Source organism: Kitasatospora sp. cg17-2 (assembly GCF_054031055.1).
This window is the reverse complement of sequence record NZ_CM132923.1, coordinates 1,698,282-1,718,857: the sequence shown is the minus strand read 5'-3', so window position 1 is coordinate 1,718,857 and position 20,576 is coordinate 1,698,282. Positions and strand designations below refer to the sequence as shown.

The 20,576-nt window shown below is 73.9% G+C and carries 22 protein-coding genes; 14 read left to right on the top strand and 8 right to left on the bottom strand.

The annotated features are described in order from the left end of the window. Window positions 1-316: 316 nt before the first annotated feature. Together ACW14Y_RS06860 and ACW14Y_RS06855 are read right to left on the bottom strand one after the other, a co-directional pair. A complete protein-coding gene (locus tag ACW14Y_RS06860; RefSeq protein WP_380436716.1) occupies window positions 317-1,405 on the bottom strand; it encodes a helix-turn-helix transcriptional regulator in 1,089 nt (362 codons plus the stop codon). A gap of 149 nt (window positions 1,406-1,554) precedes the next feature. Further along, window positions 1,555-1,974 carry a winged helix-turn-helix transcriptional regulator gene (locus tag ACW14Y_RS06855; RefSeq protein WP_456986210.1) on the bottom strand — a complete coding sequence of 140 codons (420 nt, stop codon included), beginning with the start codon at window positions 1,972-1,974 and terminating at the stop codon, window positions 1,555-1,557. An 87-nt stretch (window positions 1,975-2,061) separates the two neighbouring features. Between ACW14Y_RS06855 and ACW14Y_RS06850 the strand changes: the two genes are divergently transcribed. Next, window positions 2,062-2,754 carry an NADPH-dependent F420 reductase gene (locus ACW14Y_RS06850; RefSeq protein ID WP_456986209.1) on the top strand — a complete coding sequence of 231 codons (693 nt, stop codon included), beginning with the start codon at window positions 2,062-2,064 and terminating at the stop codon, window positions 2,752-2,754. On the opposite strand, the gene ACW14Y_RS06845 is transcribed toward ACW14Y_RS06850, so the two are convergent. Then, a complete protein-coding gene (locus tag ACW14Y_RS06845) occupies window positions 2,729-3,538 on the bottom strand; it encodes a thioesterase family protein (protein WP_380303710.1) in 810 nt (269 codons plus the stop codon). The two genes, ACW14Y_RS06850 and ACW14Y_RS06845, sit on opposite strands and share 26 nt — an antisense overlap. 158 nt (window positions 3,539-3,696) lie before the next feature. Here ACW14Y_RS06845 and ACW14Y_RS06840 point away from each other — a divergent pair, with 158 nt between their 5' ends. Continuing rightward, window positions 3,697-3,957 carry a hypothetical protein gene (locus ACW14Y_RS06840; protein ID WP_380436710.1) on the top strand — a complete coding sequence of 87 codons (261 nt, stop codon included), beginning with the start codon at window positions 3,697-3,699 and terminating at the stop codon, window positions 3,955-3,957. A gap of 39 nt (window positions 3,958-3,996) precedes the next feature. Continuing rightward, window positions 3,997-4,347: a deoxyxylulose-5-phosphate synthase gene (locus tag ACW14Y_RS06835; RefSeq protein ID WP_380385867.1), complete on the top strand. Its 351-nt coding sequence runs from the start codon at window positions 3,997-3,999 to the stop codon at window positions 4,345-4,347. A 49-nt stretch (window positions 4,348-4,396) separates the two neighbouring features. Here the strand turns inward: ACW14Y_RS06835 and ACW14Y_RS06830 are convergent, their stop codons facing one another. After that, on the bottom strand, window positions 4,397-5,095 hold the full coding sequence (locus ACW14Y_RS06830) for a DUF4386 domain-containing protein (protein ID WP_456986208.1): 699 nt from the start codon (window positions 5,093-5,095) through the stop codon (window positions 4,397-4,399). Between the two features lie 107 nt (window positions 5,096-5,202). Here ACW14Y_RS06830 and ACW14Y_RS06825 point away from each other — a divergent pair, with 107 nt between their 5' ends. From ACW14Y_RS06825 to ACW14Y_RS06810, 4 genes are all read left to right on the top strand, one after another. Then, the gene (locus tag ACW14Y_RS06825) at window positions 5,203-5,922 is read left to right on the top strand and encodes a TetR/AcrR family transcriptional regulator (protein ID WP_456986207.1); all 720 of its coding nucleotides are present in this window, start codon (window positions 5,203-5,205) and stop codon (window positions 5,920-5,922) included. A 226-nt stretch (window positions 5,923-6,148) separates the two neighbouring features. Beyond that, a complete protein-coding gene (locus tag ACW14Y_RS06820) occupies window positions 6,149-7,090 on the top strand; it encodes a hypothetical protein (protein WP_456986206.1) in 942 nt (313 codons plus the stop codon). After that, window positions 7,087-7,287: a hypothetical protein gene (locus ACW14Y_RS06815; protein WP_380385879.1), complete on the top strand. Its 201-nt coding sequence runs from the start codon at window positions 7,087-7,089 to the stop codon at window positions 7,285-7,287. Before ACW14Y_RS06820 ends, ACW14Y_RS06815 begins: the two co-directional genes overlap by 4 nt. 78 nt (window positions 7,288-7,365) lie before the next feature. Beyond that, window positions 7,366-8,304, top strand: coding sequence for an aldo/keto reductase (locus tag ACW14Y_RS06810; protein WP_380436699.1), 939 nt, complete (start codon window positions 7,366-7,368; stop codon window positions 8,302-8,304). Window positions 8,305-8,352: 48 nt separating this feature from the next. Here the strand turns inward: ACW14Y_RS06810 and ACW14Y_RS06805 are convergent, their stop codons facing one another. Together ACW14Y_RS06805 and ACW14Y_RS06800 are read right to left on the bottom strand one after the other, a co-directional pair. Then, window positions 8,353-9,006: a hypothetical protein gene (locus ACW14Y_RS06805; protein ID WP_380385882.1), complete on the bottom strand. Its 654-nt coding sequence runs from the start codon at window positions 9,004-9,006 to the stop codon at window positions 8,353-8,355. Beyond that, window positions 8,981-10,135, bottom strand: coding sequence for an endonuclease/exonuclease/phosphatase family protein (locus ACW14Y_RS06800; RefSeq protein WP_456986205.1), 1,155 nt, complete (start codon window positions 10,133-10,135; stop codon window positions 8,981-8,983). Before ACW14Y_RS06800 ends, ACW14Y_RS06805 begins: the two co-directional genes overlap by 26 nt. Window positions 10,136-10,248: 113 nt before the next feature. Here ACW14Y_RS06800 and ACW14Y_RS06795 point away from each other — a divergent pair, with 113 nt between their 5' ends. From ACW14Y_RS06795 to ACW14Y_RS06765, 7 genes are all read left to right on the top strand, one after another. Continuing rightward, window positions 10,249-11,367 (top strand): glycosyltransferase family A protein, encoded by a 1,119-nt coding sequence (locus ACW14Y_RS06795; protein WP_456986204.1) that lies wholly within the window; start codon window positions 10,249-10,251, stop codon window positions 11,365-11,367. Continuing rightward, entirely contained in the window at window positions 11,367-12,386 is a 1,020-nt protein-coding gene (locus ACW14Y_RS06790) for a lysylphosphatidylglycerol synthase domain-containing protein (RefSeq protein ID WP_456986203.1), read from the top strand. The genes ACW14Y_RS06795 and ACW14Y_RS06790 overlap by 1 nt, the downstream gene beginning before the upstream one ends. Continuing rightward, on the top strand, window positions 12,373-13,773 hold the full coding sequence (locus ACW14Y_RS06785; protein ID WP_380385894.1) for an aspartate aminotransferase family protein: 1,401 nt from the start codon (window positions 12,373-12,375) through the stop codon (window positions 13,771-13,773). The genes ACW14Y_RS06790 and ACW14Y_RS06785 overlap by 14 nt, the downstream gene beginning before the upstream one ends. Window positions 13,774-13,838: 65 nt before the next feature. Next, a complete protein-coding gene (locus ACW14Y_RS06780; RefSeq protein ID WP_380303708.1) occupies window positions 13,839-14,870 on the top strand; it encodes an NAD-dependent epimerase/dehydratase family protein in 1,032 nt (343 codons plus the stop codon). Window positions 14,871-14,883: 13 nt separating this feature from the next. Then, entirely contained in the window at window positions 14,884-15,819 is a 936-nt protein-coding gene (locus ACW14Y_RS06775) for a UbiA prenyltransferase family protein (protein WP_456986202.1), read from the top strand. A 56-nt stretch (window positions 15,820-15,875) separates the two neighbouring features. Beyond that, window positions 15,876-18,041: a glycosyltransferase gene (locus ACW14Y_RS06770; RefSeq protein WP_380436689.1), complete on the top strand. Its 2,166-nt coding sequence runs from the start codon at window positions 15,876-15,878 to the stop codon at window positions 18,039-18,041. 103 nt (window positions 18,042-18,144) lie between these two features. After that, window positions 18,145-19,080 carry a class I SAM-dependent methyltransferase gene (locus ACW14Y_RS06765; protein ID WP_380303640.1) on the top strand — a complete coding sequence of 312 codons (936 nt, stop codon included), beginning with the start codon at window positions 18,145-18,147 and terminating at the stop codon, window positions 19,078-19,080. A 57-nt stretch (window positions 19,081-19,137) separates the two neighbouring features. On the opposite strand, the gene ACW14Y_RS06760 is transcribed toward ACW14Y_RS06765, so the two are convergent. Both ACW14Y_RS06760 and ACW14Y_RS06755 read right to left on the bottom strand, forming a co-directional pair. Next, entirely contained in the window at window positions 19,138-19,806 is a 669-nt protein-coding gene (locus ACW14Y_RS06760) for an AfsR/SARP family transcriptional regulator (protein WP_380385903.1), read from the bottom strand. A 284-nt stretch (window positions 19,807-20,090) separates the two neighbouring features. Further along, window positions 20,091-20,537 carry a hypothetical protein gene (locus tag ACW14Y_RS06755; RefSeq protein WP_266276781.1) on the bottom strand — a complete coding sequence of 149 codons (447 nt, stop codon included), beginning with the start codon at window positions 20,535-20,537 and terminating at the stop codon, window positions 20,091-20,093. Window positions 20,538-20,576: the final 39 nt, after the last annotated feature.

Genomic DNA, 20,576 nt, shown 5'->3' with positions numbered 1-20,576 from the left:
GGAAGGTGTCGTGGGCGCGGGGGCGGACCCACCTGCGGGGCGCGGAACCGGTCTAGACCTTCCCATCCGGCGGCGACCGGTGACATCCCAGGTTTGCAGGAGGCGCGGCGACGTCCTCCCTGTGGTAGGGGCGAGCCGTTGCGGGACGCTCCATGACGGGACCCCGGGTCGGCGACCCGGGGTCCCGTGCTGTCCGGGCTCGTGCCCGGTTCCGGTGCGGGCGGGGCCGGACTGCGGGCGGGACTGGACTGCGGGCGGGGGCTGGACCGCGTACGGGACGGGGGATGCGGTGGCCGGGTCGGGTCGGGCGGGGGCGTCAGGCCGGGGGGAGGCCGAGGCCGGCGGTGTACGGGGCCGCCAGGAGCGCGACGAGTTCGCGGCGGCTCCGTACGCCGGTCTTGGTGAAGGCCGACTGCAGGTGGTCCTGGACGGTGGCCGGGCTCAGGAAGAGCCGGTGGGCTATGTCCCTGGTGCTCAGGCCCCGTACCGCCTGGAGGACCACCTCCTGCTCGCGGGGGGAGAACCGGTGGGCCAGCAGGGACAGCGGGATGACGTCGACCGCGCTCGCGGGTTGGGCCACCAGGGCGACGCTGCCCCGCGGGCACTGGTCGAGCAGCGAGGCGCGGACGGCGATCCACTGCCCGCCGGGGCGGCGCAGCCGGGTCCAGGCGTGGGTGCCCCCGTGCGCGGAGGGCGTGTGGGTGCGGGCCCGCTCGGCGAGGTAGACCAGTGCCGTCGGTACGCCGGCGGGGCGGTACTGCGACTCGGCGAGCTCCTCGAACAGTTGCCGCGCCCCGGAGTCGGCGGAGGTGAGCCGACCGGTGGGGCCGATGACGGCGACCCCCAGCCAGTACGGGCTGTCCTGGGGGTCCGTCCCGACGTCCTGTCCGTCAGGGGTGGCCGCGGTGGGCAGCGCGTAGTCGCGCAGGGCGGTGGCCACGGCCCGGGCGGCCCGTTCGGCCAGCCTCTGCTCGCTCGCGCCGAAGGGGGCCGCGTCGGCCCCGCGCATCAGCGCGGCGGCCCCCCACCGCCCGCCGCCGACATCGAAGTTCATCCGCAGCTCGTCGCCCAGTCCGTACTCGGCGAGCAACTCCCGGTAGCGCACGCTGCGTTCCGGACGTCCACCGGTGGCGCGGTGGACGGTTTCCACGACGCGGCCGGCGGCCCGGATGTCGACGAACCGGGTGGTGTCGTCGGACCACATCTCCAACCGGATGGCGTGCTCGAAGGCGGTCGGCTGCAGCCCCTCGGCAACGGTGGAGGTCAGGAAGCCGGTCACCGGATCGGCCCCGTGCAGGCAGCCCGCTTCGGCTCCGAGAGCGGGCCCGAGGACGGTGAGGAGCTGCCGGAAGAACTGTTCCAGCGGGAGCTTCGCTGCCGCCAGATCGTCGATCTCTCCCGTCATACGGCGTTCCCTGGCGCGGAATGATGTCATCTCCTCACCATAGGGCCGAGGTTGGCGTTCCCCGAACGATCCTGTGAGGTCGGCCGGCTGCCACCGATCGGGAAGGCCCGTCGCGACGGCGCCCGGTGGACACCGGTCCTGATCAAGCGTCAGGTTTTGTTGTCCGCCCGGAAGTTCCCGCGGTCGGGAGACTGTCGGTCCGCCTCCTCGTCCCGGGTGCCGGACCCGTGGCGGTCCTGGGCGGCCATGACCTCGTCGCCGTGCTCGAAGGCCCAGGCGCCGACGGCCTCGATCGGGCCGAGGAAGCTGCGGCCCAGGGCGGTGAGGCGGTACTCGACGCGGGGTGGGGCGCCGGGGAGGGGGTGGCGGTCGACCAGGCCGTTGAACTGGAGGCGGCGCAGGGTCTCGGTGAGCACCTTGGAGCTGATTCCGCCGATCCGCTCGCGCAGTTCGACGGGGCGGCGGGGGCCGTCGCGCAGGGCCCGGAGGACCACGGCGTTCCAGGTGTTGGAGAGCAGGTCGAAGGCGAGGCGGGCGCGGCAGTCGGCGAGGCGGGCATCGATGGGCACGTACCGAATGGTGCCCGACGGGTTCTCTAGCGTCACGGGGGACGGGGAGTCGGAAAGAGGGCTCCCGACGACACGGAGGACGGCGTGATGAGGATCGGCGTGCTGGGCACGGGCAACATGGCGGACGCGCTCGCGACCCACTGGGTGCGGGCCGGGCACGAGGTGACGGTCGGCGGGCGGGACGCGGGGGCCGCGGAGCGTCTCGCCCGGCGGATCGGGGGCGGGGCGCGGGCAGCCGGGCTGCGGGCGGCGGCCGGCGCGGGCGAGGTGGTGCTGGCCGCGCTGCCCTACGGCGCCGGGGCGGAGGTGGTGCGGGAGCTGCGCGCGGAACTGGACGGCACGGTGCTGGTCGACTGCTCCAACCCCGTCGGCCCGGGCTTCCGGCTGCTGACGGACGGCGGGCCGTCGGCGGCGCGGCAGTTGGCCGGGGCGGCGCCGGGGGCCGAGGTGGTCAAGGCGTTCAACCTCTGCCACGAGGACGTGTGGCGGATGCGGCCGCCCGTTTTCGACGGCCGGCCGTTGGCGGTGCCGCTGTGCGGGGACGACGCGGCGGCCCTGGCCCTGGTGTCCGAGCTGGTGCGGGACGCGGGCTGCCGGCCGGTGGCGGCCGGCGGTCTCGACCGGGCGGGCCTGCTGGAGGCGACCGCGGCGCTGTTCATCGGCCTCTGGGTCGGCGAGGGCGCGGACGCGCAGGCGATCGCGCCGCCGCTGTCCCACGCGGCCGGCGAGCCGGCGGCCGGCGGAGTCAGGAGTGCTACCGGGGCTGCGGACGGACGGTGAGGATCTGTTCGGCCTGGCCGACCGGGCCGTCGGCATCGTGCAGCACGCTGCTGGTGAGGCCCTGGCCGGTCGGGCCGAAGCTGGCCGTGGTGTCCAGGCCGGTCCAGGGGCCGCGCGGCTGCCGGAACAGATGGACGGTCAGATCGACGTTGGGGAACATCCACTCGGCCGGGTCCTGCTGCACGGCGATGCCGTTCGCCGTGTCCACCAGCGCGACGAAGGAGGCGAGCGGGCTGCTCGGCTCGCCCGCGACCAGGTCCATCCGCGAGGAGATCCAGGCCGCCGTGCGGCCGCGGCGGGTCGGCGGCACCCGGCGGAGGTCGACCGAGGCGACGTAGCCGCCGTTCCACTCCTGGTCCATCGCCCACGGCGCGAGGTCCTCGGGCGCGGGCAGCGGCTCGATGGGGCTGTCGGCGACGGCCGAGGTGTCCAGGGTGGCCAGCAGCCAGGCCCGGGCCCGGACCACGGCCCGTCCGCCGATCACCACGGTCGCTTCCAGGAGCTCGATGGTCCGCCCGGGACGGACGGACTCCACGGTGATCTCGCACTCGTCGAGCGCGATCCGGCCCAGGATGTCGTAGCCGATCCGCCCGAGCGTCAGCCCGCCGTCGCCCCCGGGCCGCTCCGCCAGCCAGCGGTCGATCGCGTGCACCACCAGCCCGGCCAGCGGACTGAAGTGCTGCTCGTCGGCGCTCCACGCCCCACCCGCGTGCGCGGTGGGCTTGAACGCCCGGGCGCCGGTTCGCTGGTAGTAGCTCTCACGCGCGAGGTCGCTGCTGCTCAAGGGGATCCGCTCCTCGGCCGGGACAGGTGCATCGGTCACGAATCGTAGGCGCCCCGGCGGCCCGGGTCGCCGTGATCTCCCGCACACGTTCGGAGGCGCGGCGGTGTCAGTGGCGCGCTGTTGACCGGGCGCCATGACCGTGCAACACGTGCGGGCCGGTGGAGTTCGGGCCCGGGGAGACGGACGGCGCCGAGGGGCTGTTCGGCCTGCTGCTCGACGGGAGCCCCGAGGCGTACGCGGGCTTCGCCGAGGACCACTACGAGCGCCCGGTGGACCGCGGGGCGGTTGCGGCGGTGCTGGCGGGTGGCCCGCTGACCCGGTGCACGGTCGGGGCGCTGTCCGCCGACGCGGACTTCGGGGCCGTCGTCGCGCGGGCCCGGGCGATGGGCTTCGGGGAGCCGGCCGGGAGCCGGAAATAACATCGAGCGGGAGGAGGGGCCGGTCGTAGGCTGGGGCGCATGGCCTACAGCAAGACCTCCTTCGTCTGCCTGCCCTGCCGGGCCTCCTACAAGCAGGCGTACGGCAGGTCGACCGACGAGCGGCGCTGTCCGCGCTGCGCCGGTGCGCTGATCCACGCGGGCTCCGCCTTCGCGGCGCCGCCGCGTCGGGACACCGCGGCCTGGCGCACCCTCACGCTGCTGCTGAACGCGGGCATCGGCTTCCACAAGAGCTGCTGCGGCGGCCCGGGCTACCGGCCCCGGAGCCGGCACGAGGTGCGCGAGCGCACGCTCTACGCCCGCCGCTCCGGCGAGCCGCTCGCGCGGGCGCTGCTGCACCGGGACGTCCCGTGGGAGCGGACGGCCCGGTGAGCGGCGCGGGAAGTCGGACGGGCCGACTTCCCGCGCGGGGGTGGCGGGTTCAGCTGGCCAGGACCACCGGGCGGTGCGCCGCCGGGGTGAAGCCCTTCACGATGAGGCGGACGGCCAGGGTGACCTCCCAGGCGAAGACCGGGAGCGCGGCCAGCGAGCCGATCGTCGACACCTGCGGGTAGAGGCCGAACAGCACGGCCACCGCCGAGGCGAGGATCAGCGGGCCGCCGATCAGGCCGAGCAGGGCGACGGGGCGGGGCACCAGCCGTGAGCGGTGCATCAGGAACGCCAGGGCGAGCGAGTTGGCGCCCAGGACGACGTTGGGGCCGAGCAGGAACGTCCAGTCGTGGACGGCGACCAGGGCGCGGGCGGCGGTGGCCGCCCCGGCGCCGACGTCCTGCCGCAGGGTGACGACGGCGAGCATGCTGACGATGCCGACCGCGATCACCGCGGCCTCCAGCAGCCGCCCGCAGACGTAGCCGAGCGCCAGCGCCTCCTGGTGCTTCCGCAGCACCGGGTACAGCGCCACCCCGGTGCCGATCACCGCCAGCACCAGCACCACCTCGCACAGCGCCCCCGCCGCGACCCGGCCGTCCGCACCCTGCCCCGCCGCACCGGACCCGGCCACGTACGCGGCGCCGTCCAGCGCGGGCCGGTACAGCAACATCCCGGCGATCGCGGCCACTTCGGTCACGAGGAACAGTACGCCCGTGATGACCGCCGTCTTCCTGTCCCCGGTCGCCTTCACCAGAACCAGCCCCTCTCCGTCGACCCCAGGTGTACGGCGTACACCTGGGGCTCACCGTAGGCGTACGCCGTACACTCGTCAAGCCGACGACGAGAGAGGAACCGGAGATGAGCGAGAGCGAAGGGGTGCGCCGCACCCCGCTGAACCGGGAACGCGTACTGGCCGCCGCCGTGGCGTTCGCCGACCGCGAGGCGGGCGGCACCGACGCCCTGAGCATGCGCAAGCTCGCCCAGGACCTGGGCGTGGTGCCGATGGCGCTCTACAAGCACGTCGCCAACAAGGAGGAACTGCTCGCCGGCATGGTCGACACCGTCGTCGGCGGGATCGACCCGCCCGCAGCCGGCGCCGACTGGAAGGGCGCCGTGCGCGAACGCGTCCTGTCCGCCCGCCGGGCGCTGCGCCGCCACCCCTGGGCGCCGCGCGTGATCGAGTCGCTGCCCGCACCGACACCCGCGGTGCTCGGCCATCTGGACGCGGTGATCGGCCTGTTCCGGGCGGGCGGCCTCTCTGCCGACCTCGCCCACCACGCGATGCACGCCCTGGGCGGCCGCCTGCTGGGCTTCACCCAGGAGCTCTTCGACGCCTCCCCGGAGGCGGCTCCGGACCCCCGCGTCGCGGCCCAACTCGCCGCCCGCTACCCGCACATCGCCGAGGTCGCCGCCACGGCCGCCCATGCGGAGCGCGCGGAGGAGGACGGTACGGCCGTGGGCGGCGGCTGCGACGACCAGTTCGAGTTCGAGTTCGCCCTGGACGTCCTGCTCGACGGCATCGAGCGCCTGCACCTGGCCGGTTGGACCTCGGCGGGGGCCCGCCGTGCCGTACAGTGATGCCACGGCCGTGGCGACGGCCGCGGCTGTGCGTTGTGGCCCGTGCCCATGACGCCTGTGACGGCCGGAAGTTGAGTCATCGCGATCACCCTCGGTCCACCGTGCTCATGAGCATGCGCCGAGGCACGGGCGGCGCATGCGAGAGGGAAGCACGATGCCGCGACAGACGTACGGTGACACTGTTCCTCGACACATCCGGAGAGCAGCCGTCGAGTGTGTTCTGCTGGTGGTCGAACCGTTGCAGGACGTCCTGGAGCAGGCTGCCTTCGCGGACGGCAGTTGGGCGCGCCGGTGCATGTACCGGGCCAATGACGCGATGTACGTCATTGCCGATCTGGTGGGCGTCATCGCGGCCCATCTGGAGTACGAGGGTGCGCGGCCGGAGTCCGTGCAGCGCCTGCTCCGGATCGGCGGCGGGTCGCTGGGTGGCGTTCCGCCCGTCGGGCGGTGGATCACGGACGACGTGCCCGAGCGGATGCCCGAACGGATCCGCCGCCAAGTGTGGGACTCGCTCGCCTTCGTGACGCTGCGCCTCCCCGTACTGGTGCGCAGTGCCGCAGGTGCCGGGGGCAGGCGCTGGCCGGGCCGGTGCCTGCGGCCGGCCATCGAGGCCATGGACGAACTGGACCGCCTCGTCGGCATGTTGGTGGCTCTTCAGGCGAATCCGTCGGGAGGCGGCGTGCGCGCGCGGTATCGGCATGTACTCCAGTGGCGGCCGCGGACGGAAATGCCGTCCGGCCTCGACCACGAGTACCTCCGCGAACTGACCGAGGTCCCGCTCGGCCCCGAGGACAGTCTGTGGTACCTCGGCGCCGGGTTCGGCCGACGGTGGGGCGTGGAGCCGGGGAGGCTCCGGCACATGGTCTTCACGATGCTGACCTTGCTCGACGAGGGTCTGCGCGAGCGGCGCTGGGCGGGCGCGGACGGCAGGCCGCTGCCCGCGGTCCGGAACGCCGCCCTGTCCGGACTCGCCGGGCTGGACCTGGTGCTGGCCGAAGCGGGGGGTGAGCCCCTGTCCTGGCTCACCGGGGACGAGCGGCTCCGGGCGCGTGGCGCGGCCGCGGCGATGATCGCGAGGGCGGGGCGGGGACTGTCCGCCACCGCGGACTCGGGACCCGAACTGTTGCGTCCGTTCCTGCGCGCCACCCCCGCCCGGGGCCACCGGTGAGCGGGCCTGCCGTCGGTGCGCGACTGCTCTGGCTGCTGATCGCCGTCCTCCTCTCCACCGTCGCCGCCCTGCTGGTGTTCATCCTCCGTTCCCGGCTCGGGGCGCGGGCCTCCGAGGCGGTGCTGTGGGCCGGGTCGGCGTTCGGGGGGAGCATGGTGGTGGTGCTCGGGGCGCTGGTGTTCGTGTCCGGGGGGTGAGCGGGGCGGCGGAAGCTGTTGCGGGTGATCGCGATTGCGTCTTGAATGGTCCAGACCACTACGGGGAGGACCACACCTATGACCATTCCTCAGCGCACCGTCGTCCTGGGCACGTTGGGCTTCGGCACGATCGTCGACGAGGAGACCTCGTTCCGGATCCTGGACCGCTTCGTCGAGGGCGGCGGGACCGTTCTCGACACCGCGAACAACTACGCGTTCTGGATCGACGGTGCCACCGGTGACGAGAGCGAGGCCGTGATCGGCCGCTGGCTGGCCAGCCGCAAGGCCCGCGACCAGGTCGTCATCAGCACCAAGGTCGGCGCCCGGCCCACCGTGCCGGGGGCCGGGCTGGAGGCGGCCGAGGGGCTGTCGGAGAAGGCGATCCGGGCCGGCGTCGAGGGCAGTCTGCGGCGGCTCGGCACGGACCGGGTCGAGGTGTACTGGACGCACATCGAGGACCGGTCGGTGCCGCTCGCCGAGACCGTGGAGGCGCTCGCCGGGCTGGTGACCTCCGGCAAGGCGGGTGCGGTCGGCGCCAGCAACCACGCCGTGTGGCGGGTGGAGCGGGCCCGCGCACTCGCCGGGGACGGGCCGCGCTACTCGCACCTGCAGTACCGCTACTCGTACCTCCAGCCGCGCTTCGACGTGCCGCTGCTGTCCTCCGCCCATGTGCACGTGACGTCCGAACTCCTGGACTACGTGCGCTCCGAGGGGGACCTGCGGCTCTGGGTCTACAGCCCGATCCTCTCCGGCGGGCTCACCCGCGACGACGTCGAGATCGGCGCCGCCTACGACCACCCGGGCACGCCGAGGCGTCTCGCCGCGCTGCGGGAGGTGGCCGAGGAGACCGGTACGACCGTCAACCAGGTGGCGCTCAGCTGGCTGCTCGACCACGAGGCGGGGATCCTGCCGCTGGTCGGCGTGAGCCGGACCGCCCAGCTGGACGAGGCGCTCGGCGCCCTCGACCTGACGCTGACGGCGGAGCAGCGGAAGCGGCTGGACGAGGCCGCGCTGTAAGGAGTGCCCCCCGGGGGCCCGCTCGGGGCCCCCGGGGACACGGTCCGCTCAGGCCGTCGGGTAGCCGATCTCCGCGATGTCCTCGGCGAGGTCGTCCAGGTCGGCGTCCGGGTCGACGGCCGCCACGACGGCCGCCGTGAGCGGGCGCAGGGCGAGCACGTGCGCGATCGCGGCCGGCTCGGGGAGGTGCTCGGGCTCGTAGTACTCCTCGGCCCACGCCAGGTACGCCTCCGCCGGGTCGGCGGCCGCCAGCAGGGCGAACAGCTCCACCCCGCCCGTCGGCGCGGCCGAGGGCGCCTGCCACCCGTCGTCGCCACCGGCGCCGTGCCAGAAGCAGACGGTGGCGAGCGGAGTGCTGTCCGACCCGCCGAAGGCCGGCTCCACGGTCTGGGCGCGGAAGGCCTCGGGCACCTCGGGGAGCAGCCGCGGCGCGGCGTTCGGCGCGGTGTGGTCGAGGCCGCGCGCGTACACGCCGGCCTCGGAGAACACCATGAACCAGTCGTCGCCCTCCCCGTTGCGCATCGACGCCATCTGCTGGCCGTCGCCCCAGGCGGAGTCGAAGGAGTAGTACCGGTCGCCCCAGACGGGGCTCAGGATCGCTTCGAGCATGGCGATCCCCCGGCACCGGTCGCGCAGAGCGGCCGGGTCGGGCAGTCGGGCGAGAAGTCCTCGCAGGTCAAGGGTGTCGTGGATGTCGTGCACACCAGGATTCAAGCACGTGCCACCGACAGCGGTCCTGCCCCCGGTGCGGCAGCGAGATCCGCAGCTCCTGGCCCCGGTGGTCGGACAGTCCCCGGTCGTCGACGAAGGCGTAGTGGTCCACCGCTGCCCCGTCGTTGGTGAACGCCCAGTCGAGGCGCCACCAGTCGGTACCGAGGACGCCGCCCCAGCTGCCGGGGGAGAGATCACCGCTCGCCGCCCGGGCGTCGTGCAGGTGGGCGCGGAGCGGGTCGAGGTCGGCCATCGCCGGGCTGGTGTTGAAGTCCCCGGCGACCAGCAGGGGCCGGGAGTTGGCGGCGGTGTCGCGCTCCAGGGCCGCGAACTGCTCGCGGCGGGCCGCGTCGGCCTCGCGCACCACCCGGTAGAAGGCGCGGCCGAACACCGACTCCCGGGTGTCCACCTGGACCGGGATGTGCACGTTGTAGAAGGACACGGCGCGGCCCCGGACGTCGAGGTCGGTGCGCAGCACCTTGCGCCGGGTGAAGACGTCCGACCAGGGCGCGTCGGACGCCACCGCCGGGCCGACGGTCGGCGCGGCGAGCACCGGGAACCGGGACAGCGTGACCAGCTCGCCGGCCGCCACCACCTGGTAGCCGGGGAACTCCCTCCGGATCCGGTCGAGTTCGTCGATCGGGGTGTGCGTGCCGCGGACCCACGCCAGGTACTCCTGGAGCAGGTAGACGTCGGCGTCCTGGGCCCGCAGGAAGCGGTAGAAGGCGTCCGGGTCGTCGGTGGTGTCCCAGTACTCGGTGTTCCAGGAGAAGACCCTGATCCCCGGTCCGGCCTGGGCGGCGGCCGAACCCGGCCCCAGCGAGGACCAGTTGAGGCCGGTCCGGGGCAGTGCGGCGACCAGCAGCAGTACCGCCGTCGGCACCAGCCACCGCCGCAGGCCCGAGCCGGCGACCGGCAGCGTCCACGCCAGGGCCAGCAGCGTCACCGGCACGGCGAGGAACAGCAGCGGCGGCGCCAGCGCGGGTATCAGCCAGAACCACCACCGCCCGTTCGCCAGGAGGTCCAGCGCCAGGAACGCCGCCCACAGCGCGGTGGCGGCCACCAGCAGGCGCACCCCCGCGGAATGCCGGGAACGGGGGGAAACGGAATCCGGATCCATGCGGCGGAGCGTAGCAGGGCGGGCCGGGCCCCCGAATTCCGGTGCCCGGCACCCGGACACCCTCGATACGGGGACGATATCCGCCCGATACGCGGTCCGCCTGAACTTGGGCCATGACCTTTTCCGTGACGGTCGTCGTCCCCGCCCACAACGCGGCCAGAACCCTTTCGGCCTGCCTGGACTCGGTGTACGCGCAGACCCACCGGCCGCACCAGGTGATCGTGGTCGACGACGGGTCCACCGATGCCACCGCCCGGATCGCCCGGGCCTACACGGCCGGGGGCGGCCCCGGGGGCGGCCCGGCCGGGGGCCGCGCCGAGGGCTCCGCCGGGGGCCCCGCCGGGGGACCGCCGTGCGAACTGATCCGGCAGTGGCCGAATCGCGGGGTTTCCGCCGCGCGGAATGCCGGAATCGCGGCGGCGACCGGTGAGGTGATCTTCTTCCTGGATTCCGACGAGGCCCTGACACCCGATTCGGTGGCGAATGCGCTGGAAATCCTGGAAAAGGATCCGGAATGCGGCTGCGTGCACGGGGTGATCGCCCCGGAACCACTCTTCGACGACGGACCGGTGGAACGCTACCGGGTGCTGCACGCCCACTGGTGGCGGGTGCGCGGCACGGGTGTGGTGGAGACGGCGTTCTTCGCCCAGGCGGCGGTGCGGCGCGAGGTGTTCGAGCGGATCGGCGGCTTCGACGAGAGCCTGCGCGACTCCGAGGACCTCGAACTCAGCGACCGGCTCGCCCCGCACTACCGGATCGTGCTGACGGACCGGGTGGTCGCCCACCACGACGAGGTCGAACGGCTCGGCCCGCTGCTCGCCGAGACGTACCGGCGCGCGCTGGTCCTGGTGCCCGCACTGGCCTCGGCGCGGCGCGGCGGGCGGCGCAACCTCACCGCCAACAGCCCGGCCTCGGTCGCGGCGGCGGCGTTCACCCTGGCCGCGCTGCCGCTGGCCGGCCGGTGGCCGGTACTGCCGGCCGCCGGGCTGGCCGCCTTCTGCGCCGCCAACGCGGGGCTGCTGCGGTTCGCCGCCCGGCGGCACGGGCCGGCGTTCGCGCCGTACGCGGCGGGCGTGCACTTCCTGGTCGTCGGCTCGCTGCTGACCGGCGCGGGCGTCGGCGCCCTGCGGATGCTGCGGCCCGGGCGGCGGGCCGTGCCGAGGGCGGTGCCGGTCGTGCCGACGCCGAGGACGCAACCGTCGGCACCGCCGGCCCCGGGGGAGCGGAACTGATGGCGGAACGGCTGCGCGCCCTCCTCACCCCCGCCGTCGTGCTGGCCGCCCTGGTCGGCGTCGCCCTGCTGCTGCGGCACGAGGGCCCGGTCGCCGCCCGCGCCCTCGCCCGCGCCGACGCGGTGCCGCTGCTGCTCGCCGCGCTGGCCGCCAACGTCGGCGGCCTGGTGCTCGCCGTGCACGCCTGGCGGGTGCTGGTGCCCGCGCCGCCGGGCAGCGCCCCCGGCACACCGGGACCGGTCCGGGGCCTGCTCGCGGCCCGGATCTACTTCCTCGGCCAGCTGTCCAAGTACCTGCCCGGCCGGGTCTGGGGCGTGGTCACCCATGTCACCCACGGCCGCGCGGTCGGCGTGCCGGCCGCCGCGATGACCTCCGCCTATCTGCTGAGCCTCGCCCTCACCGTCCTCACCGGAGCCTGCGTCAGCCTGTTCGCCGCGCCCGCCGTCCTGCCGGGGCAGTGGTTCTGGCTGGTCCTGCCCGTCCTCGGCCTGCTGGCCTGCGTGGCCAGGCCCGCCCTGGCGACCGGGCCGGTGGTGGCGCTCGCCCGGCTGGCCCGCCGCACCGTGGAGCCGCCGGCGGACGCCGCCGTCCGCCGGGCGATCGCGCTGGCGGTCGCCTCCTGGCTGGTGTCCGGGCTGCACCTGTGGTTCCTGGCGGTCGCCCTCGGCGCGCCCGCCGTGTCCTCCGCGGGGCCGGGGATCGGCGCGTTCGCGCTCGCCACGGTGGTGAGCAGCCTCGCCGTGGTGGTCCCCGACGGCTGGGGCGTGCGCGAGCTGACCATCGCCGCCGCGCTCGCGACCGCGCTGCCCGGCGGCACCGCGGCGACGGCGGCCGTCGCCAGCCGCGTCGTGTGCGTGGTCGCCGAACTCGGCAGCTCCGCCGTCGTCCTGGCACTGGCCCGGGCCCGGCTCGGCCCCCCGGGCCCCCGCAGCGCCGCCGACAGCACCACGATCTCCACCCCAGCCCCAGCCCCCACCCCAGCCCCCACCCCGATCGGAGACTCCCGTGTACACCCTTGACGACGCCGAACGGTTCGAGGTCGGCGAGGTGCACGACCTGTACCGCCGGTACGTGAACAAGAGCCAGGTCTCGCTGATGACCTCCTTCGGCTTCGGCCGCGAGCTGGTCGCGCACGCCGAGGGCGCCCACCTCACCCTCACCGACGGCCGGCGGATCCTGGACGTCACCGGCGGTGTGGGCGTGCTCAACCACGGCCACAACCACCCCCGCATCCTCGCCGTCCGGGAGCGCTTCGCCCGCGAGCGCCGGATGGAGGTCCACAAGACCTACTTCTCGCCCTACCTCGCCGCCCTCGGCCACAACCTCGCCGAGGTGCTGCCCGGCGACCTGTCGATGTCCTTCCTCCCCAACTCCGGCGCCGAGGCGGTCGAGGGCGCCGTCAAGCTCGCGTTCAAGTACCACAACGGCAAGCGCCGGACGGTGCTGCGCGCCGACCGGGCCTTCCACGGCAAGCTCCTCGGCTCCGGCGGCCTCACCGGGCAGTCGCAGTTCGCGTTCCCCACCATCCCCGGCATCGACACCTTCACCTACAACGACCTCGCCTCCGTGCGGCGCGCCGTGGCCGCCCACCCCGGCGACGTCTACGCGATCCTGATCGAGCCGTTCAGCGCCTCCACCGTCGAGGCCTGCTCGGAGGAGTTCCTGCGCGGACTGCGCGAGCTGTGCGACCGCGAGAAGATCGTGCTGATCTTCGACGAGATCTACACCGGCTGGGGCAAGACCGGCACGCTGTTCCACTTCATGCGCTACCCGGGCCTGCTGCCGGACGTGCTCACCACCTCCAAGTCCTTCGGCGGCGGCAAGTCCTCCATCTCCGCGTTCGTCGCCCGCGAACCCGTCTTCCGCAAGGCCTACGACAACCTCGGCGACGCCCTGCTGCAGTCCACCTCGACCACCTACTACGGCTTCGGCGAGGAGTGCGCCACCGCCCTGGAGGCCGTCAACATCGCGATCGAGGACGACTACCCGGCCCGGGCCCGGGCGATCGGCGCCGTCCTCGAACCGGGCTTGCGGCGGCTCGCGAAGGAGCACCCGGACACCGTCGCCCGGGTGGACGGCGCGGGCGCCCTGTGGGGGGTCTTCATCGACGGCGGGCCGCGGATCCTCGACCTGGTCGCCAGGCTCGCGCCCGGCGGCATGGCGCGCGACCCCCGGTTCAGGACCAAGCTGGTCACCTGCGCCGTCATCAGCGCCCTCTACCAGGACCACGGCATCTTCGCCTACTACACCCTCAACGGCCTCAACCCGCTGATCATCGGACCCTCCCTGATCACCGAACCGGCCGACGTCGAGCGGACCGTGGACGCCCTCGGCACCGTCCTCGACGAGGGGCTCGGCCGACTCGTCACCCGCTTCGTCAAGCAGAAGGTGGCCTCGCAGTGGTGACCCCGACCGGCCCCGACGCCCGTCCCGACGCCAGGTCCGGGTTCCGTCCTGACGGCGGCCTCACCGTGGCCGTCACCGGCGCCGCCGGCATGCTCGGCTCGCGCCTCGCCGACCGCCTCACCGCCGACGGCCACCACGTCCGCGGCCTCGACCTGCGCCCCGGCCCCGGCGTCGAGGTGGTCGGCGACATCCGCGACCGCGCCGCCCTCGACCGCGCCCTGAACGGCGCCGACATCCTGGTCCACGCCGCCGCCGCGCTCCCCAGCTACCCGGACGAGCAGATCCGCTCCATCATCGTCGACGGCACCCGCGCCGTCTTCGCCGCCGCCCGCGCCGCCGGCACCCCGCGCGTGGTGCACATCTCCTCCACCGCCGTCTACGGCCTGCCCCGCCGCGTCCCCACCCCCGAGACCCACCCCCGCGAACCCGTCGACACCTACAGCCGCGCCAAGGCCGCCGCCGAGGAGATCGCCGAACGCCACCGCGCCGACGGCCTGTGCGTCCCGATCCTGCGGCCCAAGACCTTCGTCGGCCCCGGCCGGATGGGCCTGTTCGCGATGCTCTTCGAATGGGCCGAGGAGGGCCGCAACTTCCCCGTGCTCGGCCGGGGCGACGTCCGCACCCAGATGTTCGGCCTCGACGACCTGGTGGACGCCGTGGTCACCGTGCTGCACGCCCCCGACCACCTCGCCAACGACACCTACAACCTCGCCGCCGCCGAATTCGGCACCCTGCGCGAGGACTTCCAGGCCGTCCTGGACGCCGCCGGCCACGGCAAACGCGTCGTCGGCCTGCCCGCCCGGCCCGCCCTCGCCGTCCTCGACACCCTGCAACGCGCCCGGCTGTCGCCCGTCTACGGACGCCTGCTGCACAAGCTCACCGCCGACTCCTACGTCTCCATCGACAAGGCCCGCGACCGGCTCGGCTTCGCCCCCAGGCTCTCCAACCGGGACGCCATCCTGCGCACCTACGACTGGTGGCGCACCGCCCGGCACGAGACCCCCACCGCCCCGCGCACCGGCGGCCCCGACGCGGGCCGCACCAGCCGCGACCCGTGGAGCCAGGGACTGCTGTCCGCCGTGAAGATCTTCTTCTGAGGAGCGCTCCGCCATGACCTCCCTGAGCGAACAGGACGCGCAGCACGGGACGGGCCGACCCGCAGGGCCGCCCGAACCCGCCCGCCGCACCGCCGGCCCCTCGCGCCTGCCCGCACCGCTCGCCCTGCTCCGGCCCGGCCAGTGGCCCAAGAACATCCTGGTCGTCCCGCTGCCCCTGCTCGGCGCCGACCTCGCGTGGGACACCACCGCCCGGATCGCCGTCGCCGTCGGCGCCTTCGTCCTCGCCTCCTCGCTCGTCTACGTCGTCAACGACCTCGCCGACGTCGAACGCGACCGCCGCCACCCCGTCAAACGCCACCGGCCGCTCGCCTCCGGACGGGTCGCCCCGCGCACCGCCGTCGGCCTCGCGCTGCTCCTCGCCGCCCTGCTCGTACCCGTCCTGGCCGCCGCCGGACCGGGCGTCGCCGCGCCCGTCCTGCTCTACCTCGGCGTCAACGCCGCCTACAGCTGGCGGCTCAAGCACCTCCCGCTGCTGGACGTCTTCGTCGTCGCCACCGGCTTCGTGCTCCGCCTGCTCGGCGGCTACGGGGCCAGCGGCCGCCCGCTCTCCGCCTGGCTGGTCCTCACCGTGCTCACCCTCTGCCTGGTGCTCATCGTCGGCAAACGCCGCCACGAACTCGGCGTCGCCGGCAGCGGCCACCGCCCCGCCCTGGTCGGCTACTCCGCGCACTTCCTCGACCTGGTCCTGGTGCTCTGCTCCGGACTCACCGTCGTCGGCTACCTGCTCTACCTGCGCACCGAGTCCGGCTACGAGACCGGCGCCCTGCTCACCGCCCCGCTGGCCCTGTTCGCCCTGTTCCGCTACCTGCAGATCGTCGTCGTGCACGCCGAGGGCGGGAACCCGGTGCACACCCTGCTCCGCGACCGGGCCATGCTCGCCACCGCCGCGCTCTGGGCCGCCCTCCTGCTCACCTTCCAACTGACGTGAAGAACATGACTGTTGACCCCCGTCCGTTGACCTCCCGCCGTTCCGAACGAGGAGCCATGCCCACCACACCGCTCGTCTCGGTGGTCGTGCCGATGTACAACGACAGCCGCACCGTCGACCTCTGCCTCGGCTCCGTGCTCGCCCAGAGCCACCCCGTGCACGAGGTGATCGTCGTCGACGACGCCAGCACCGACGACTCCGCCGCGCTCGCCGCCGCCCACCCCGTCACCCTGGTCCGCGCCGAACGCAACGGCGGCCCCGGTGCCGCCCGCAACCTCGGCGTCGAACACGCCACCGGCGACATCGTCCTCTTCCTCGACGCCGACCTCGCCATGCACCCCGACGCCGTCGCCGAGACCCTCGCCGTCTTCGCCGAACACCCCGAGTACGGCGCCGTGTTCGGCGTCCCCGACAAGGAACCCCTGTTCCCCGAGGGCCCCGTCGGCCAGTACCGCATCCTCCAGTACCACTACTGGCGCAAGAGCGCCGAAGGACTGGTCAGCGGCGGCTTCTACGCCCTCGGCGCCGTCCGCCGCACCGCCTTCCTGGAAGCCGGACCGTTCAACCCGGCCCTGCGCCAGACCGAGGAGATCGACCACGCGGAACGGCTCGCCGCCCGCCACCCCATGCTGCTCACCTCGCGCGTCCGGGGCCGGCTCTCCGACGAGAACCGGCTCCGCCCGCTGCTGCGCAAGGCCTACGTGCGCAGCCGGCTGCGGGTGCCGTTCTACCTCGACCGAGGACGCGCGATGCAGGGCATGGAGACCCCCGGCCGGGCCCTCGCCTCGGTGCTCGCCGCGCTCACCCTGCTGAGCCTGCCCCTGATCGCCTGGCAGCCGGCGGCCGCGCTCGCCACCGCCCTGCTGCTCGCCGCGTTCGTGCTCACCGACCTCGGCCAGTACCGCTTCGTCCGCCAGGAGCGCGGCTACCGCTTCCTCGTCTTCTTCACCCTCTGCCACCTCCTGCTGAACGCCGTCGTCACCGCCGGACTCGCCGCCGGGGTCGGCCGGTTCGCGGTCAGCCGGGAGTTCCGCCGGATGTACCGGCGGGACGACCCGGCCGGGGCGACCGCCGAGGCACCGGCTCCCGGACCCACCCCGGCCCGCCGGGCCGCCCGCCGGCTGCGCACCTGGTACGGCCGCGCCCTGGTCGGCCTCACCGGCGCCTGGCTGCTCTACGCCTTCTTCCGCTGGTCGGTCAGCGGACGCTGGCACTGGGCGATCCTGTTCGACGCCGTCCCGCCGGTGCTCCTCGTCGCCGTGCCGCTGTTCCTGCTGCTCGCCGCGGCGGGCGCCTGCGGCCCCCGCCGCACCTGGGCGCTCGGACTCGCCCTGCCGCCGCTGCTGCTCGGCCTCACCACCGGCTCCGGCCTCAACTGGCCCGCCCTGTGGCACGGCGAGCGGCCGGTGCCGCCCGGAGCGCTGCACGTGGTCTCCTTCAACTCCCAGTACTGGGCCGCGTCCACCGGCGTCGACCGGCTCTACGACCTGATTCATCGTCAGAATGCCGACGTGTACCTGTTCCAGGAGCACGTGGTCTGGCAGCCCGGCCTCGGCGAGGACGGCTACCGGCGGCTCGACGACGACGCCCGGCTCGCCGCGGAGTTCCCCGGCTACCACATCGCCCGCACCGGCGAACTGCTCACGATCTCGCGCTACCCGATCGTCGAGCAGCGCTCGGTCGGCACCGGCGCCGCGCTGGAGGCGGACGCCTCCTTCAGTCGGATCTTCGCCCGCGACAAGGTGATGCGCACCGACCTCCAGGTCGGTGCCACCGTGCTCAGCGTCTACAACGTGCACGTCACCGTGCCGCTCGCCCCCGACCTCGACCCGTTCTCGGGCTTCGACTTCGACTCCTACTTCAAGCGCAAGTTCGCCTGGCGCCAGGAGGAGATCCGGGGCCTGGAGACCGAGCTCAAGGGCAACCCCAACCGCACGCTGGTCGCCGGCGACTTCAACGCCAGCCCCGCGATGCGCGACCTGGACGGGATCCGCTCGCTCGCCGACGACGCGATTCGCGCCAACAATGACTTCCTGCCGCTGAGTTGGAAGTTCTCCGCGCCCGCCGGCTTCGACTGGGACAGCGCGATCAACCGCCCCTACCCGCTCTGGCGGCTGGACTGGAGCTTCACCCGGGGCCCGGTGAAGGTCCACCGCTACGACTTCCGGTCCGCCGAAGGCATCTCCGAGCACCGGCTGCAGGACCTCTGGCTCTCGCTCTGACCTTCCGCGACTCGCCCCGACTCCCGACTCGCGCTGACCTCCCGCGACTCGCGCTGACCTCCCCCGACCCGCCCCGCCCTGCCCCGAAAGGACACGACACGACATGGTACTCAAGGATCTGCGGACCGCCGTCCGCACCGCCTCCGGCGTCGAACTGCTGGAACGCCTGCCCGCGCTGCGCCGGCCGGTGGACTGGCTCGGCGAGCGACCGGTGCTGCACGGCCTCACCCTGTGGGCCTTCGGGCTGCGCAAGCCGCTGTTCTGGGACCACGTGGTCACCCCCGAGCCGCGCGCCGAACTCACCGAGGTACGGGACCTGTTGGAGAAGAACCGGGAACGCTACGCGGAACGCCTGGCCGGCTTCCTGGAGTTGGGTGATTCGCTGAGCGGAATCCCGCTGCGGGGCACCGCGGCGGGCTCCACCCCGTACTGGAACAACGGCTGGCTGCCGCCGCTGGACGCGCTGTCGCTGTACGGGTTCCTGGCCGAGCTGCGGCCCGCCCGCTACCTGGAGATCGGCTCCGGCAACTCCACCAAGTTCGCCCGCCGGGCCGTCGAGGACCTCGGGCTGAGCACCCGCATCACCTCGATCGACCCGGCGCCGCGCGCCACCGTCGACCGGCTCTGCGACGAGGTGGTCCGCACCCCGCTCCAGCACGCCGACCTCGCGGTGTTCCGCGAGCTGGAGCCGGGCGACATCGTCTTCTTCGACGGGTCGCACCGGCTCCACATGGGCTCGGACGTCGCGGTGTTCTTCTTCGAGGTGCTGCCGGTGCTCAGGCCCGGGGTGATCGTCCACGTGCACGACATCATGCTCCCCGCGGACTACCCGACCTCCTGGCGCTGGCGGCACTACTCCGAGCAGTACCTGCTGGCCGCGCTGCTGACGGCCGCGCCGGGGCGGTTCGACGTCGAGCTGCCGGACGCCTTCGTGCACGCCGACCCGGAGCTGCGGCGGATCGCCGAGCCGCTCTGGCGCAGGCTCGGGGTCACCGAGCACTACGAGCCGGGGTCGTTCTGGTGGCGCCACACCGGCTGAGTCCGTCCGCGGGCGGACCGCGCGGTCGGTCCGGGGCCGCCCGGTCGGGCGGAGGGGTCAGGAGGCCGGGCAGGCGCCGTTGAGGATGTCCTGCTCCAGCGTCCGCAGTTCGGGCCCCGGCTCCAGGCCCAGCTCCTCGACGAGCTGGGCGCGCAGCGTGCGGTAGACGCCGAGCGCCTCCACCGTCCGCCCGGAGCGGTGCAGGGCCTGCATCAGCAGGGCGTGCAGGTGCTCGCGGAACGGGTGCGCGGAGACGAGTTCCAGCAGCTCGCCGACCAGGTCCCCGGGCCGGCCGAGGGCCAGTTCCAGGCGCACCCGCTCCTCGACCGCCCGCAGCCGGTTCTCCTCCAGTCGGCGGGCCCAGGACTCCAGTGCCGGGCAGTCCAGGCCCGCCATGGCCGGTCCGGTCCACCGGGCCAGGGCCTGCCGCAGGACGGCGGCGGCCTCGGGGAGGTGGCCGGAGACGGCCCGCGACCGGGCGCGGGAGACCTCCTCGTTGAACAGCGCGGCGTCCAGTTCGCCCGGTCCGAGCCGGAGCCGGTAGCCGTTCGGATGGGTCTCGATCGCCGGTGGCGCGCCCGCGTCGGCGAACGCGCGGCGCAGCTGGGAGACGCAGATCCGGATCTGCGTCCGGGCGCTGGCCGGTGGCGCGGCGCCCCAGAGGTTGTCCACCAGTCGGTCCAGCGGGACGACCCAGTTGGGTGTCAGGGCGAGTGTCGCCAGCACGAGTTGGCTGCGTCTTCCCCCGAGTGGTACCGGCCTTCCGTCGACGTCGACCTGGAGTGGTCCCAGGATATGCACCAGCACAATATGGCCCCCGTTCGTCGCTCTCACCTGCGCCGAAATGGCGCCGCGGAAGCGGAGAAGACTCCGCCGTCCGGGCGCCGGATGGCAGCATGGTATAGACCTTTGAGGGTGTCAAGGGCACTTCAAGGCCGTCGGACGGCCGGATCGGGCCGCGGTCCGCGCGCCCGCGCCGGCGGCCGGGAACCCTGCCGCCTGACGGTTCGTCAGGAACTGTCGCTCAGCGCGTAGGTGCGGAACGTGGCGAGCAGCGGCAGCACATCGGTCTTGCTCGGCTCCTCGGTGACGGCCCGCATGGCGTCGATCACCGCGTGCGCGATCACCTTGACCACACCCAGGTCGTCCCCGGCCGTCCCGCCCCAGGCGCGCAGGGTCCGGGTGAGCAGGGCGCTCATCCGGGCGCCGATGTTGGAGCTGACCGCGTCGGTGAGTTCGGCGAGCTCCTCGTCGGTCATGCTCGACCGCAGGCCGAAGGCCAGCGCCATCAGCGTGTCGACGGCGTGCTCGCCGTAGCGCGCGACCAGCGCGGCGAGCGGCTGCTCGGTCGGTCCCCCGGCGGCCAGCGCGGCCAGGGCCTCGTCGTCGTCCTTCCAAGCCGCTTCGAGCGCGGCCAGGGCCCGCAGGGCCTCGTCCACCGTCAGGCCATCCGTCATGCGGAGAACCGTATTGAGCGTCGGGGCGCCGGGGGCGGG